Genomic DNA, 15,327 nt, shown 5'->3' with positions numbered 1-15,327 from the left:
TCTAGGACTGGCCTTCCTGCGCCATGGAGAAGACGGCGCACAAGAACGCCGCGGGTGAGACCACCTCATTTGGAAAGAGGTCCCAGGCGGCGTGCCTACGCCGACAGCATCCGGAGCCGCAACCTCTCCCCCGTGGGGCTTCAGCCTCCATTCAGGCGACATTGAGATCAGAAGCACCCCGGCCGAGGTCCCTGCACGTGGGCTGCAATATGTCAGGTGCGGGACGGGGGCGCCGAGTGTGGGGGGCTTGGCGGGTTAGGTCCCATCTGGTCCGGGCGGTCTTCGGTGCCTGAGGGGCGCTTGGGATCTCCCGATGGTTCGGGCCTTCGAAACGCGCGCCAAATTGCCAGCCCGCTCAACGCAGCCGCCACGGCAGCGCCGGCAACCCACCACGCTTTCCCTGGGTGCTTTCTCGTGGAAGCCGGCGGCGTGCCATCGGCAATGATCCGCGCGATACCCTCATGGAGTCTGGGGGTGACCGTCTCAACTCCCCCGGCCAGTTCTTCGGCAATAGCCCTCAAGCTGGCTTGCAGTCGCGGCGATGCCACATCAATTCCGCTGTCAACCCCCGCCAGAGCGCGGCGGAGGGCGGATTCGACGGCGGGCGTCGCCCATTCCCTGCCTTTCTCCAGACGCTCCAGGAGCGCCTCTTGCAGGTGACGGGCTTGAGCGGTCGTGGCGGTTCTATCTGACAGATGCACAGGAGCCTCCCGGGTCGAGGAATGTGGGGCCCAGCTTAGGGTTTGATCCCTGGGAAATATAGCCTTGATTGTCAGGAAAAAAAGTCAAGTGCCTCGCGGAGTCGGACGGCCCGTTGCTGCTGCCGCAGAAACTCCCCCACCGCCAGAGACTGTTGAACCACAAGATGCGAGTCCATATCACCACTCCCCCGGCGCTCACGTCTGCAAGAGTTCCGCGGCCCCCCGGCCGCAATACTGCCGGCTCGATGGCGCTACTCGGCGGACGGCCGCTGCCGTTGCCGCTTTGTCGCCGACCGCTGCTCCTTTGCGGCGAGACGCCGTCGGTTCGAGCCCCGGGTAGGTTTGGTCGCACGGCGTCGGGCAGGTTCGGGAGCGAGCCCGTCTGCCACGAGACCGGCGAGCTTGGCCAGGGCGACCTCACGGTTGCGCAGTTGAGAGCGCCGCTCCGAGGCGGTCACCGTGATCACCCCGGCGACGAGACGTCCTCCGAGACGCGTGACCAGCAGCAGCCGCTGGTCTTCCGAAAGCGCCGCGGAGCCGACGACGTTCCACGAAAGTTCAACGCGGCTGTCCGACGTGTTGACGTGTTGACCGCCGGGACCGGAGGACCGCGAGAACCGCCAGCCGAGTTCCGACGCCGGAATCGTGAGCGCGGGCGACACCTCCAGATCCATACAACCAGCGTTGCACACTATGGGCGCGAACAAATCCCCACCCGCCGGCAGGCTCACAGCGCCGGACCACATCGGTCCCGTGCCTCACGGACGTCCCGCCCGTCACCGCGGGTCAACACGGCCCGATATCTGGATCGTGTCCTCCTGACGGCATATGCTGGCTCGATTGCTTGGATATTCGTCTACCGCATCAACCAGTGACCGCCCGGTAGGCCTTCTCGTTGGGGGACAACATGTTCGGAAAGTTCAGCCGGAAAAACGACGGGCCGCACGACGGTGCCCCGGCCGTTGCCGCCAGCGACCCGTTGGCGGGAGCCCAGCTCGGCGGCCGGATCATCCTTGAGCGGCTGCTTGGGACCATGAAGGATGAACGTGGCGTTCACGTCGAATCCCTGGCGACCGCGCTTGGTGCGCTGGCCGGGCGCGCGTGCCAGATCGCGGCGCTGCAAGGGCTCAACTCGGGCGCCGCGGAGTACCAGGGGCTCTCCGTAATGACCGTGGGTGGCGCCAACGGGGACGAGTACTACGTGGGAGATGCCATCAATCGTCCGCTCGCAGAATCCAAGTACTCCGTCTGGGGTCTGGTGGCGGGGGCAGCCAATCAGCACGGCGGCCAGGTGCCAGACCTCAACGAGCTTTTCCGTCACAGTGTGAGCACCCTGGGCGGGGCTGACTTCGGTGTGCCGCGTTTCGCTCCGGGAACCAATGCCAGTGGGACGCCGCGCAGCTATTTGGTCCTTTGGGACTCCTTGCAGCCCTCGGTTCGACAGGCTGCACCCCACCCGGAGCAATGGCCGGTAGCCTACGGCATCGCCATCCAGAATCTGTTTGCGATGGCCAAGGGACACTTCGACCTTGGCGTGCTGACGCGGGTGGTAATGGACAGTGCCATCGCGACGTCCAAACTGAAGCTTCCGCTGCAGGCGGCCGCATCCTCCGGCGCTTCGGCCACGCCGGGCGGTTGAAAACCCCCACGTCTCCTCTGGCCTGAGCGCCTCCCAGCAGATATGGTAAGCATACTGACGATTTAGTTGGTCTCTCGTCAGTTCCCGAATCCAGTCAAAGGAGACATCGTGAGCACCAAGGTTGAAAAGCGGATCCTGGTTAACGTTCCGGTGAGCGTGGCCTATAACCAGTGGACCCAGTTCGAAGAGTTTCCCCACTTCATGGGCGGAGTGAAGAGCGTCAAGCAGCTCAGCGACGACCGCCTTGAGTGGGTGGCGGAAATCGCGGGAGTACGCCGGCAGTGGCAGGCTCGAATCCTGGAGCAGATACCGGACCGGAAGGTGTCGTGGGCCGCGACCGAGGGCGCCACCAACGCGGGGTCGGTGTCCTTCGAGGACCTCGGCGGCGGGCAGACCTCAGTCCAGCTCTCCCTCGAATATGAGCCCGAAGGCATGGTCGAAAAAGTAGGCGACAAGCTCAACGTCGTGGACAAACAGGCCGAGAACGACCTGAACCGGTTCAAGACCTTCATCGAAGATGAGGGCTACGCGACAGGCGCCTGGCGCGGAACCGTGAGCGAGGGGGCCCATGCGGGCACGCCTGGCGTTGATGCGGCAGCCGGTTCCCGGGGCGACAGCGGCAAAGCCGGGGTCTCCGGCAAAGTAGTTGCCGGCGTCGGACTCGCGGCCGCGGCCGCCGCAGGGGTGGCGGCCGCAACACGGCATCAGGAACCCGCCGACGACCCGGCACCCGGCGCCGTCCACACCACGCCGCCGGCAAGTGTGCCTCCCACCGGCACCGCGGGCAGCGTCTTCCCCGGCGAGGGACTTCCTTACGACACGGCCCGTCCCGCGGACGAAACGGTCGGACGCTCCGACGCGAAGCCCTTCGACCAGACGAACGGCCTGGTTGACACCGAAGGCGAATCCGACGGGACAGCCCTGAGCGATACCACCAGCGAGGGCGAGCGCGAGCGGGGCCTGGGCGACCGGCCCGGCCCTATCCCTCCGGCCGGAGGAAGCTTGGGCCAGCACTGACCCATTCGGACTTAATGCCCGGCCCGGCTGTTCCTACGAACCGCCGGGCCGGACTCTTGACCGGGCGTCTCGGGCCGGACGTGGGACCGGCACTCAGGTCAGTCCCCGCTGTTGGGTTCGCCGTTGCCGTTGCGGATCCGCTCCACAACCGCAGTCGTGGACTGATCCGCGACGTAATCGAGAATGGCGACCCGGCCCCCGTAGTCCTCCACGGCGGCCGTTTCCGCCAGCATCTCGGGAGTGTAGTCGCCCCCCTTGGCGTAGATCTCCGGCCGGATCTTCTGGATCAGGGGAATGGGCGTGGGCGTGTCGAAGACGGTGACGTAGTCCACACAACTGAGCGCGGCGATCACGGCAGCGCGGTCCGTGATGTTGTTGATGGGGCGTCCAGGGCCTTTGAGCCGACGGACGGATTCGTCGCTGTTGAGCGCCACCACCAGAACGTCGCCCAGTTGCTTTGCCTGGTTGAGATATCGGGTGTGGCCTCGGTGCAGGACATCGAAGCAGCCGTTAGTCAGGACGATCCGGTGTCCCTCCTCCCGGTGCCGTCGGATGTGTGTCGCGAGCTCATCGGCGTCGACGGCGGTGTCAACGAAGCCCTCCAGATGCCGGCAGAGGTCGTCCGTGCTGCACACGGAGGTCCCCGGACGGTGAACTGCGATATCCGCCGCAGCCTGGGCCAGGTCCACGCTGGTGGTCAGGGGCAACGACGTCGCCAGAGCAAGCGTCAGTGCCGCGACGAAGGTGTCACCGGCCCCGGAGGCCTGCTTTTCCTGGACCGGCCGCGCCCAGGTTCGGTGGACGTCCCCGGACCTGGGCAGCAGGACAGCACCTTCCCGGTCCAGTGTGACAACCACAGCATCAGCTCCTGCCGCGTCAAGTAGTTCCTGGCGATGACCCGCGACCACTGCCGTCCGGTTTGTTTCGGCGTCGAATTTCAGGCCAAGCATGTCAGCCGCTTCCATGGCGTTCGGAGTAGCCAGGTCAGGTTTCACCCCGGCCCAGACCTGCGGCCGGTGTGCGTCCACAACCACCAGCACATCCGAGCGTCCCGGAAGAAGATCCACCAGTCTGCTCCGGACCGGTCCGTTGAGCGTTCCGGCGCCGTAATCGCAGACCACCACGGCCTGCTGGTCCAGCAGTACCTCCGGGATGGACAGCGCCAGCAGGTCCAGGGCCTCCGCCGAGCTGCCGTGCTGAACATCGTCCATCCGGACCAGTACTTGGCCGTTACTGCAGATGCGGATTTTGGTGGTCGTGACCGCGGCGGGAATCTGCTGCACATAGGTAGTGTCCACGCCGGCATCCCTCAGCTGGCCCAGCAGCTCCGCCGCGGCGTCGTCACACCCGGTGATCCCGGCGAGTCGCACTTTCGCCCCAAGGGCGGCGAGATTCATGGCCGTATTGGCGGCTCCGCCGGGGGCGAAGCGCCGCTGGCCGATTTCCACCACCGGGGCCGGCGCTTCCCGGCAGAGCCGGTCGATCGACCCGGACCACCACCCGTCGAGCATCAGATCGCCGACAACGGCGATGGACGGCTTCATCGCCGCCAGCTGGCGAGGCAGCCATCCGGTCAGGCCGCGCTGTTGCCTCAGACTGGCCCGGAGGGCGTCGTTGTCATGCTGTTGTGGGCGGCTCATAGTATGCCCCAGCCGGGCCGGTGATTGAAGGTACTCAGCATTTCCGCCGGGGCACCGCGGCCACTCTGGACTATCGCTGACATGTGATTCCCTCCCGGTATGGCCGCCATAAAGCGGTTGGCACGGCGGGCCTCCGCCGGGACTGCGATCCTGCAACAGGGCCCCATATGCAGACTCTTACCCCCACACGGCGGCTTCTACACCCCGCGCCGGGTGCCATCGACCTTGCGGGAGGGGTCCGCCGACAAGTCGGATCCCCGCGGCACCGTCGCGCCGCCTGGTGCTAGCCAAACCACGGCGCAGGGATTTAGGGTGGGCCGACCACATGGGCATCGGACGGACAGGACTGCTGGGTGGAAGACCTCAGGGCGGAATTCGGCGGGGCAAGCATCCAGGGCTGGGGCGTCGGCCCTGTTCTCGAGAAGTTCCCGGACGTCTTGAAGATCGCCGTGCTGCGGGGCGGAGGGCTGGGGGATCTCCTGTTTGCCCTGCCCGCCGTCTCTGCGCTTGCCGCGGCCTACCCCGGGGCTCATGTCACACTGCTCGGATCCCCCGGGCACGCCGAACTTCTTGGTCACGCCGAGGGTCCAGTCGGCGATGTACGGGTCCTGCCCATAACAGAGGGCATCCGGCCGGGACTGGAAGACCCGTCCGCGATTGAGGCGTTCGTCGCTTCCCTACAGCGTGAAAACTTCGACCTGGCCGTTCAGCTCCACGGCGGGGGGCGGTTTTCGAATCCGTTCCTGCTGCGGCTGGGGGCCCGCCACACCGTCGGGTCAAGGACGGCAGATGCTGCGCCACTGGAACGGAGCGTGCCGTATCTCTACTTCCAGCACGAACCGCTCCGGGGGCTGGAAGTAGCGGGGCTGGCAGGCGCTCCCCCGGTCATGCTCGAAGCCCGGCTTCGGCCGCTGGAGAGGACCGCCGGCCAGCTCGACGGGCTACTGCATCGCCAGGATGACAGTCCAGGAACTCCCGTTGTGGCAATCCATCCCGGGGCCACGGACCCCCGCCGCCGCTGGCCAGCGGAACGCTTTGGCGAAGTCGCCGCGGCCTGCGCCGCCGATGGGTGCCGTGTAGTGGTCGTCGGCACCGCAGACGAGCGGCAACTGGCGGGCGAGGTCGTGGCGGCCGCCGGGTCGGAACGGGTCGTTTCCTTGGCCGGCAGGTTCGGCCTCGGGACGCTGGCGGCGCTGCTGGACAGCTGCGATGTACTCGTGGGCAATGACAGCGGCCCCCGGCACCTGGCCCAGGCCCTTGGCATTCCGACCGTTAGCCTGTACTGGGTGGGAAACCTCATCAACGCCGGCCCGCTGGGCCGCAGCCTGCACCGCATCCACCTCTCCTGGGCGACCCGGTGCCCTGAATGCGGCGCTGACATCACCCAAGTGGGCTGGACGGCTGCCCGCTGCGAGCACGATTCGTCCCTCCTGGCGGGGATCAGCGCGGCCGACGTCTACCGGGATGTGCGGGCGTTCACGGCCACGAATCCTCCTGCGCGTGGCAGATGAGCAGTTCACGGATCTCGCAGCCGGGAGGCTGCGACAGCGCGAACATCACTGCCTGGGCGACCCTCACGGGATCGTTCAGCCGCGAATCGTCCTGGGGTTTGTACTGCGCGGCCCGGTCATCGAAGAACCGCGTCTTCATGCCGCCCGGAATCAGAGTGGTCACCCCGATCTCCGCACCGGTTTCCGCCGCAAGCGCCTGGCTGAACCCGATCACGCCAAACTTGGACGCACAATACGCAGAAGCCTCCGGCAACGCCCGCTTACCGAGGGTGGAGGCCACTGTGACCACGCGGCCCCCCGAAGCCTTCAGGTAGGGCAGGGCCGCCCGAACAACGGAGACCGTTCCGAGAAGATTGACAAAGATCACCTGTTCCCAGTCGTCGGCGGGGACGTCCTCCAGCTTTCCGCACCGGTCAATCCCTGCCGCCGTCACCACGGCGTCCAGCCCGCCCAGAGCCTCCGCCGCCTGCGTGACCGCTGCCACCACCGCCGCACGGTCCGCGACATCCACCTCGATGGCCTTCGCCGCGGACACGTTCCGGACATCGCGGTCGAGGACGAACGGAGTGCCGCCGGCCCCAAGGACGGCGTCCACGACGGCGGCGCCGAGTCCGGATCCCCCTCCGCTCACCACCACGCGGCCGGCACCGGGCAGGGCGGGTGACGTAAATCTTTTCATGATGTTCCTTTCATTTTCCCGGGCTGCGTCTTGCCGGACGGCACGGCAGACCCGGTTCGTTTCAGTTGGTTTGTCTTTCAACCGACCCGGGCCAGCGCAGCCGCGAGGCCGGTCGTGGAGCGCCCGGGGTGGTAGGGAACTACCAGGCAGCGGCCTCCCCAGCTCTCCACCAGCGCAGCTTCGGGCAGTTCGGCGCTGTCATAGTCCCCGCCTTTCACCCAGATGTCCGGGCGCAGCCGGCCCAGGACCTGTTCCGGGGTGTCCTCATCAAAAACGAGGACCGCGTCCACGCTCTCGAGCGACAGCAGCAGTTCCGTCCGGTCCTGTTGGCCGATGATGGGACGGGAGGCGCCCTTGATCCGCCGGGCGGACGCGTCTGAGTTCAGGCAGACGATCAGGCAGTCCCCCAGGCTCCGGGCGGCCGTAAGGGTGCGGGCGTGCCCGGCATGCAGGAGATCGAAGCACCCCCCCGTCGCCACCACGGTCCCGCCGTTTGCCCGTACGCGGCGGACCACAGCCAGCGCGTCGGGTGCATTCCCCGGAAACGGCAGCGCCGGCGGCGCAAGAGGCAGGGCGGCGACCCCGCCTGCTGCCAGGAACAAGGCGGCGTCCCGGACAGCCCGGCGGCAGGACTCCTCGAGGCCCTCTCCGGCCACGAGATGGGCTGCGAGGCTGCCAGCCAGCCTGTCGCCCGCCCCGCAGGAATCCGCGACGGCGGCGCGCGGTGCGGGGAGGTGCAGGGGCGCCGGCGACGAAGCGCACACGAGCGTCGCTCCGTTCGCACCCTGCGTGACCAGGACCGCTTTGCTTTGCCAATGCCGAAGCAGCCTCCCGGCAATGTCTGCTACCCCGGGAGGCCGGCCCGGCTCCCCCGCCGTGATGACTGCCGCGGCGGCGCGGGCCTCGGAGAGGTTCGGCGTCACAACAGCGACGCCGGGAACGGGATCGGCGCCCGCCGGGTGCGGGTCCCAGATAACGGGAATGCTGTGTGCGAGCCGGGCGATGGTCGCGCGAAGGGACGGGTTCGAGGTCAGGCCCCGCCCGTAATCGGCGACAACAAGGACCTCGGCCTCCTCCACGGCTGTCAGCATGTCCGGTGTCACTTCGGGCTCGGAACGGTCCAGGCAACCTTCATCGAACCGGGCCACCGGGTGGCCGTCCGCCCGGAGCCGGGTCTTGACCGGGGTCGGGGCACCCGAGCGCCCTGCGACCACGGTGATTCCGCCTAGTTCCTGAAGGAGCCGGCGCCCCGGGTCGTCCCCGCCAATTGCTGTCACGAGGCATACCCGGTGTCCCTCGCCCGCAAGCATCCGGGCCACCAGGCCGGCGCCTCCAGCTCTCCCCCTCACGGTCGACACGTCGACGACGGGGACCGGCGCGTCAGGGCAGAGCCGGGTGGCCGCGCCGTCCAGGTCAACGTCGAGCAGCACATCGCCGGCAACGACGATCCTCATGGCCGTACCCCCTGTCGCGTTCCCTGCACCTCGGCGTCGAATGCCCGGCAAATGGCATGCACGGCGATGAGATGGCACTCCTGGGCGTTGGCCGCGGGCCCATCGATGGCGATTGATTCGTCGCAGCTGAGTGACAGCGGGTTCGGTCCCTGACCGGTCAAGGCCCAGGTGCTGACTCCCATGCGGCTTGCAGTTTTCGCGGCCCTGAGCAGATTTGGGCTGTTGCCGCTGGTGGAGAGGAGCATCAGGACGTCCCGGGGGCGGCCGTGCGCCCGAACCTGCCGTGCGTAGAGTTCTTCGAACCCGTAATCATTGGCGATGGCTGTTACAGCCGAGGTGTCGGCGTGCAGGGATATGGCGGAAAACGGGGCCCTTTCGCCGTCGAAGCGCCCCACGAGCTCGGCCGTGAGGTGCTGGGCCTCCGCGGCGGACCCTCCGTTCCCGGCGGCCAGCAAGCGGTTCCCGGCCAGCAGCCGGCGGGCGAGTTCCTGGCCCCAGCTGACCAGTTTTGGCGAGTGGCTGCGCAGGGATTCCAGGGCCGGCAACACATTGCACAGGTGGGCCTCGACGGCCGCGGCGGGGTCCGGAACAGCCCGTCCATCGACCATCCGGTCAGGGGTTCCCGGCGCCCCGGCCCGGGGCGCGAACGGGTCCCAGAGTTGCGGCTCCGTCAGAGGCCATTCGGCGGTCACAGCGCTGCTCCTTCCACTGGATGCAGCCGGCCCGGTACACCGCGCGGCGTGCCGGCGCTGACCTCGGTGAGCGTCTGCAGGTAGGCCGCCTCCGTTTCGGCGGCGACCCGGTCCCAACTGTAAAGTGCCCGGGCACGCTGCTGGCCGGCGCGGCCCAGGTCCTGCCGCAGGCCCTGCTCGGACAGTAGCCGGATGAGAGCCCCAGCGGTTGCGTGCGGATCCCGGGGCGGCACGTGCAGCCCGGTGACCTGGTCCACAACCGAGTCCTTGAGACCGCCCACGGCAGCGGCTACCACCGGGATGCCACAGGCCATCGCTTCGAGGGGGACGATGCCGAAGGGCTCGTACCAGGGGGTGCAAACGACCGCATCCGCACTGCGGACGATGCCCGGCATGGCCTGTCGGGGCACCTGTCCCCGAAAGGTGACCTGCTGTCGCACGCCCTGCTCCGCGGCGATGGCCAGCAGGCGGCGGACTTCGGAGTCCGCCTCCGTCGCTGTGGCGTCACCGTCGCCGCCGACGACGAGGAGTTCGACGTCGCGAAGGCCTGCCGCGCGTATGAGCGACAAGGCCCGAATGATGACGTCGACGCCCTTGCGCGGCACTAGACGCCCCACCGAGAGAATCCGGTGGGTTCGGTCGCACCGGTCGGCCGGCGCGGAGCCCGGAAAGAGGTCCAGGTCCACCCCGCACGGGGCTATCGAGATTCTCTCCGCCGGGATCCCCATCGCCTTCAGCTCGACCACTTCATCGGAGCAGGTGGCGATGATCCGGTCTGCCCTGCGCCCGACGGTGGGTTCCAGCCACCGTCTCTCGAACGGACTCGTGTCTGCGGTACCTTGATGGCGCCGTTTGACCGTGCCCAGCGCGTGAAAGGTCTGGACCACCGGGATGGGGACCCCGGCTGGTCCCGGGCGGGCCGCGGCGAGGGCCACGAGGCCGGACATCCAGAAATGCCCGTGGACCAGGTCTGGCGGCCGGTGCTCCCAGTCGCGTTGGAGGCCCTCGGCCAGCTCCCCCATGAAGGGAAGGAGTTCGTCCTTGGGTACGGGGGCAGCCGGGCCGGCCGGGAGATGGACGACCTCGAGGCGCGGGTTGATTCGTACCCTGCGCGGCAGGTCGTCCGCGTCCCGCCTCGTGTACACCGTCACGAGGTGGCCCCGCCTCGCCAGCGCCTCGGACAGGGCCGCCACATGGACGTTCTGGCCACCGGCGTCAACACCGCCGAGGGCCGCCAGCGGGCTGGCATGCTCGGAAACCATGGAAATCCTCACTGGCTTGTCCTTTCATGGGGTGGCTCGAGAACACGTCCGGTCCGAAACCGCGGGTTGGACAACTCCCCCAGCAAGGCATCCCAGGCAGCCAGGAAAGCGGGCAGGCCGTAGCGGTCCAGCGCCACCTCGCGGGCTACCGCGCCCCGCCGGCGCGCCTCCTGGGGGTCGTCGATGAGCAGACGCGCGGCGCGGACAAGTTCGTCCACATTGGTTGAAATCGCTCCCGCTTCAGGCGGCACCGCGCGCACCGCCTCCGTGGTCCCCAAGACCACCACAGGCATTCCGAGCTGCATGGCTTCGAGCAGCGCCAAGCCCAGGGATGTCCAGCGAAAGGGATGGAGATAGACCCGGCAGCGTGACATTTCACGGTGCAGCTCTTCCATTGGCAGGTCCCCGCGGACCGTGAGCCTTGGTGCCGAGAGACCCGCGACGTCGGATAGCCCGTCGCTGCCCATGCCGAAGATCCGCACTGGCGCGGCCTCGGCAAATCGGCCCAGAAGGTCCGTTCCGGCCACCCTCCGCCGCCGGACCGGCTCGTTGACAACGGCGGCGAGTTCCGGGATCTCGCCGGTGTAGCGGGGGCCCGGGTCGGGGATGCCGTGTTCGATCACGATCGTCGGCGCGGAGCCGTTGTCCCAAAACAGTTCATTGAAGTGCGTCACGTGGACAACCGGAATGGACTGCTGGTCGGCCAGAGGGTGAACTGTGTTCGGCACGTCCCCTCTGGGGCTGTTGTGTTCCACGTAGGCGGCCGGCAGGTCCTTGCCGGGCCTCCGGCCCAGGACCCGGTACACCTCCGCCAGTTCCTCCGGACGCTGCAGGACGACGGCGTCGACGCTGTCCGCATCGAGCGCATCGAGCCGGACCTCACGGACAGTCGATGGCCAAGGACGGCCTGCCCGGCCCAAACCCCAGGCCCCGCGCCCGGGAAGCACGGGCAGGAGGTACTCATGGCTGCCGCGGACGAACGCATCAGTCCACGAGCCGTGGACATGCCAGAGAAGTATTTTCATGGGTTGCGCACCTTTCGGCGGGTAGACAGCGAGGGCACTCCGCTGATGAGTCGTTCCACCGCATCGACCAGTTGCTCGGGAGCCACGGAGGACAGGCACGGGTGCCCGGCGACGGGGCACTCTGTTGCGCGGCTGAGCCTGCAGGGCGCGCTTTGGTCTCCGAGGATTTCCAGCGGCACACCGTAGGGTGCCCAGCGGACCGCGGGCACGACCGGGGAGAACAAGCACGCCACCGGTGTCCCCACCGCGGCCGCGAGGTGCGCCGGTCCGGTGTTCCCAGTCACCAGGGCCTCCGCTCCGGCGAGCACACCCGCCAGCGTCCTCAAGTCTGTACGCCCCCCGAGGTCCAAGGCGGACGGTCCGGCGACTGTGGCTGTCAGTCCGGTTTCGCCGCTGCCGCCGGTCACCACGACGCGGTGCCCTGCTCCTTCGAGCAGTTCCACAGCCGCCGCGTGGTGCAGCGGGGGCCAGGCCCGTGACGGGGCAGCAGCCCCGGGGTGGACCACGACGTAGGGTTCGTCCCCGACCAACGGGCGCACGTCGGGATAGTCCTTGACGCGGAGCCTGCCGTCGTCTCCCGGGGGCAACCGGAAGCCGGCTGCGGCCGCGATGCCGAGGGCCCGCTCCGCTTCTGGCTGGTCTTCGGGGAAGTCCTCGCCCGGCCGCAACCGGACGTCCAGGAGGCTGCCGGCATAGTCCGTCGAGGCGGCCGTGATGCGGTCCACGCCTGCCAGCCGCAGGAGCAGGGCAAGCGGCAACGGCGATTGATGAAACGATGTCAGGATGACGGCCTCGTCGATCCTGGAGTCCCGGACGAACGCGGCAAGCGTCTCAAGGTGCCGTCCGTCGACCCCGGGGGCCGGCTTCACGATCCACGGGCAGCTCCAGCTGTAGACCTCCGAAGTGCCGGGCAGCAGCAAAGCGGCAGACTCCCCGTCCGGACCGCACAAGACGACGACATCGTTAGGAGCCCCGCCGTCCGGTCGCCGGCCGAAGGCCACTGCGCGAACTGCCGGTCCCGCCAGCAGCACATCGCCCGCTCCGTCAAGCCTGGCAACCAGTACGCGGCTCACGGGACGCTCCGACCGGCTGCCGGCAACAGCAGGACCAACGCGGATCGCAGGTCGGCAGCCACCTCCGGTGCGGCGTCGACTTCAGCAGGCAGGGTCAAGGCTGTGGGGACCATCACGCCTCGCACCCCCGCCGCCCGGGCCGCCTCAATGTCTGATCCAATGTCTCCGATGTAAGCTGCCTCCCCGGGTGCGATACCCAGCCGCCGGCAGGCCCGGCGGATTAGGCCCGGCGCCGGTTTGCGGCACGAACAGCCGTCTTCGGGCCGGTGCGGGCAGATATCCCAGACATCGAAGGGGCCCAGCAGCTGTTCAATCCGTACGTTCACAGCGGCGACCTGGCCGACGGTCAGTACGCCGCGGCCGATCCCGGACTGGTTGCTGAGCACGCCGGTGGCGATGCCCTGGGCCCTGAGGCAGTCCAGCACCACCCTCGCCTGCGGCATCGGGCGCACCCTGTCCGGATCTCCGTTGTAGGGCACGTCGCGGACAAGGGTGCCGTCCCGGTCGAACAGGACAGCTTTCAGCCGTAGTCCGGAAGAAGGTTCCATAACTGCCCCGTTCCCCCATGATGCGTCGGCTAAACAACGCGCAGCCGCGGCGCCGGACTAGACTCCGAAATTAACGAACCAGGAAGGGCGGCTGCGATGGGTGGATTCCGCGGAAATGGCCGACCGGTGCTGTTGGTCCTGCGGGCGCTAAAGCTCGGCGACCTGCTGGTGGCCGTCCCGGCGCTGCATGCCCTACGCCGGGCGTACCCGCAGCATCAACTGCTGTATGCGGCGCAGAACTGGCTCGGGGACGCTGTTGCGTTGGTGGGCGGATTCGAGCTGCTGGCGACCCACGGGTTGGACGAGCCTCTGGCCCTGAGGCCCGGGACGGTGGACATTGCGGTCAACCTGCACGGCCGCGGGCCCGAGAGCCAGCTCCGCATTGAGGAACTCCTGCCAAACACGACGATCTCGCACGGGTCGGAGCGGACCGTGGGGCCACCGTGGCGCGATGGCATCCATGAGCGGGAGCGCTGGACGCGGCTATTAAAGTGGCATGGAATCGACGCCGACCCGCAGGACCTGTTCATCGCCAACCCAGACGTCCCCGCGCAACCGCCCGGGGCCACGATCGTCCATGTGGGTGCTGCTTACGGCAGCCGGCTATGGCCTGCCGGCCGCTTCGCCGACGTCTCCCGGCGGTTGCAAACCGCTGGCCACACCGTGGTCTTTACCGGCGGCGCTGCCGAGAGGGACCGGGCTCTGGACGTTGCGGGCCGGGCCGGGATAGCATCGCCGGCCGTCCTGGCTGGCACCCAGTCGCTGAGGGAATTCGCAGCCCTGGTGGCCAGCGCGCGCCTGGTGGTTTCCGCCGACACCGGAGCCGCCCACCTTGCCTCCGCCTACGGACGGCCCTCCGTAGTGCTGTTCGGGCCCGCCACGCCCGAGGAATGGGGTCCACCGCCCGGGCCGCACATCGCTTTGACCAAGGCTGAGCTTCGCCGAGGCGACATTTTCGCCTCCGATCCGGACCCGGCACTGTTGGGCGTCTCAGCTCAGGAAGTGCTCGACGCGGTCCGGGATCTGCGGCTTCTTTGAGACTCCCCCTCGGAGAGCCGCTGCTGCAGGCGGACGAGCACTCCTGAGAGGCGGCGGGAAATTTGCATCTGCGACACTCCGAACCGTTTGCCCAGGTCGGTCTGGTTCTCCTCACAGAAGTACCGGCGGTACAGCAGCTCCCGCTCGTCAACGGGCAGTTCCCGAATGGCCTGAGTCAGGCAGATGAGCTCGTCCAGCCGCTCGAACGCCGGATCCTGTTCCGCGAGAGCCTCCGCCAGCGGCGGACCCTCGCCAGCGCCGGCGGTGGCCTCGAGGGAATCCGGCCGCATGCTGGACGCGGCCGCCGTCGCCTCCCGGATGTCCTGGACACGAACGCCCATCTCCTGCGCCAGTTCCGCCGCAGTCGGAGTCCGGCCCAGGGCTTGGGCCAGTTCGGGCCCCTCGCGCAGAAGCTGGGTACGGAGGTTCTGGACACGCCGCGGGGGCCGGACGACCCAGCACCGATCGCGCAGATAGCGTTTGAGCTCCCCCGTGATGGTCGGGGCGGCAAATCCCGGGAAGCTGGTGCCTTTGGATTCGTCGAAGGCGCGCGCCGCCTTCACGAGCGCCAGATAGGCCACCTGGATCAGGTCTTCGCGATCGCGGCCCCTGCCTGCGAAGCGAGCTGCCAGGGACTCCGCCAGATCGAGGTAGTCCACGACGAGCTGGTTCTCGAAGGCCTGCCGGATTTGCCCGTTTGGTGCCGAAAATTCCGTGAAATCAACCATGTCCGCGTTCCTTTGACCATGGATTCGGAGTAAGCCCGTGGCAAGACTTAGAAGCAGGAAAACATAAGCTTGCTTATAATTCAATGCTTCTTCGTTCCCGTCCGGTGTGCTAAACAGCGTGACGCGGTGTTTACAATGGCCGGCACGTCCGATCTTTAGCGGTATTGCTCACCGCCGCTGCGCTGGGCACCCCCGCCTTGGTCGGTTGTGAACCCGGGCCGGTCCCGCCGACCCGGCCAACAGCGTGGTCATCGCTGACAAGAAGTCCACGTCCGGCGGGGGGATCGGCGTCTTCGACATGAACGGTACGTTGATCCACT

At 67.9% G+C, this 15,327-nt stretch carries 14 protein-coding genes; 4 read left to right on the top strand and 10 right to left on the bottom strand.

What is annotated here, in order from left to right:
• Positions 1-952: 952 nt before the first annotated feature.
• Positions 953-1,375, bottom strand: a complete 423-nt coding sequence (gene arfB, locus J2W14_RS17415) for an alternative ribosome rescue aminoacyl-tRNA hydrolase ArfB (protein ID WP_307464832.1) — start codon at positions 1,373-1,375, stop codon at positions 953-955.
• A gap of 233 nt (positions 1,376-1,608) precedes the next feature.
• On the opposite strand from arfB, the gene J2W14_RS17410 reads away from it, so the two are divergent.
• Entirely contained in the window at positions 1,609-2,340 is a 732-nt protein-coding gene (locus tag J2W14_RS17410) for a hypothetical protein (protein ID WP_307464830.1), read from the top strand.
• A 108-nt stretch (positions 2,341-2,448) separates the two neighbouring features.
• Complete coding sequence (locus J2W14_RS17405) at positions 2,449-3,357, top strand: SRPBCC family protein (protein WP_307464828.1); 909 nt, start codon at positions 2,449-2,451, stop codon at positions 3,355-3,357.
• Between the two features lie 98 nt (positions 3,358-3,455).
• Here the strand turns inward: J2W14_RS17405 and rfaE2 are convergent, their stop codons facing one another.
• Positions 3,456-4,997, bottom strand: coding sequence for a D-glycero-beta-D-manno-heptose 1-phosphate adenylyltransferase (gene rfaE2, locus J2W14_RS17400; RefSeq protein WP_307464827.1), 1,542 nt, complete (start codon positions 4,995-4,997; stop codon positions 3,456-3,458).
• A gap of 353 nt (positions 4,998-5,350) precedes the next feature.
• Between rfaE2 and J2W14_RS17395 the strand changes: the two genes are divergently transcribed.
• Positions 5,351-6,508 (top strand): glycosyltransferase family 9 protein, encoded by a 1,158-nt coding sequence (locus J2W14_RS17395; protein ID WP_307464825.1) that lies wholly within the window; start codon positions 5,351-5,353, stop codon positions 6,506-6,508.
• On the opposite strand, the gene J2W14_RS17390 is transcribed toward J2W14_RS17395, so the two are convergent.
• The 7 genes from J2W14_RS17390 to J2W14_RS17360 form a co-directional block, all read right to left on the bottom strand.
• Positions 6,474-7,187 carry an SDR family oxidoreductase gene (locus J2W14_RS17390; RefSeq protein WP_307464823.1) on the bottom strand — a complete coding sequence of 238 codons (714 nt, stop codon included), beginning with the start codon at positions 7,185-7,187 and terminating at the stop codon, positions 6,474-6,476. The two genes, J2W14_RS17395 and J2W14_RS17390, sit on opposite strands and share 35 nt — an antisense overlap.
• Positions 7,188-7,264: 77 nt before the next feature.
• Positions 7,265-8,641, bottom strand: a complete 1,377-nt coding sequence (locus J2W14_RS17385) for a PfkB family carbohydrate kinase (protein WP_307464821.1) — start codon at positions 8,639-8,641, stop codon at positions 7,265-7,267.
• Positions 8,638-9,333: a D-sedoheptulose-7-phosphate isomerase gene (locus tag J2W14_RS17380; protein ID WP_370871339.1), complete on the bottom strand. Its 696-nt coding sequence runs from the start codon at positions 9,331-9,333 to the stop codon at positions 8,638-8,640. Before J2W14_RS17380 ends, J2W14_RS17385 begins: the two co-directional genes overlap by 4 nt.
• Entirely contained in the window at positions 9,330-10,607 is a 1,278-nt protein-coding gene (locus tag J2W14_RS17375; protein ID WP_307464819.1) for a glycosyltransferase, read from the bottom strand. Before J2W14_RS17375 ends, J2W14_RS17380 begins: the two co-directional genes overlap by 4 nt.
• Complete coding sequence (locus tag J2W14_RS17370; RefSeq protein WP_307464818.1) at positions 10,604-11,620, bottom strand: glycosyltransferase; 1,017 nt, start codon at positions 11,618-11,620, stop codon at positions 10,604-10,606. Before J2W14_RS17370 ends, J2W14_RS17375 begins: the two co-directional genes overlap by 4 nt.
• A complete protein-coding gene (locus tag J2W14_RS17365; protein WP_307464815.1) occupies positions 11,617-12,693 on the bottom strand; it encodes a glycosyltransferase family 9 protein in 1,077 nt (358 codons plus the stop codon). The genes J2W14_RS17370 and J2W14_RS17365 overlap by 4 nt, the downstream gene beginning before the upstream one ends.
• Positions 12,690-13,241, bottom strand: coding sequence for a D-glycero-alpha-D-manno-heptose-1,7-bisphosphate 7-phosphatase (locus J2W14_RS17360; protein WP_307464813.1), 552 nt, complete (start codon positions 13,239-13,241; stop codon positions 12,690-12,692). Before J2W14_RS17360 ends, J2W14_RS17365 begins: the two co-directional genes overlap by 4 nt.
• A gap of 96 nt (positions 13,242-13,337) precedes the next feature.
• Here J2W14_RS17360 and J2W14_RS17355 point away from each other — a divergent pair, with 96 nt between their 5' ends.
• Positions 13,338-14,279, top strand: a complete 942-nt coding sequence (locus J2W14_RS17355; RefSeq protein ID WP_307464811.1) for a glycosyltransferase family 9 protein — start codon at positions 13,338-13,340, stop codon at positions 14,277-14,279.
• Here J2W14_RS17355 and J2W14_RS17350 read toward each other — a convergent pair.
• A complete protein-coding gene (locus tag J2W14_RS17350) occupies positions 14,237-15,007 on the bottom strand; it encodes a sigma-70 family RNA polymerase sigma factor (RefSeq protein ID WP_307464810.1) in 771 nt (256 codons plus the stop codon). The genes J2W14_RS17355 and J2W14_RS17350 overlap by 43 nt on opposite strands.
• Between the last annotated feature and the right edge of the window lie 320 nt (positions 15,008-15,327).

Source organism: Pseudarthrobacter oxydans (genome assembly GCF_030812335.1).
In the GTDB taxonomy this organism is placed as follows: domain Bacteria; phylum Actinomycetota; class Actinomycetes; order Actinomycetales; family Micrococcaceae; genus Arthrobacter; species Arthrobacter oxydans_B.
Note: the sequence above shows the minus strand (reverse complement) of the source record. Positions and strands in the feature narration are given on the sequence as shown.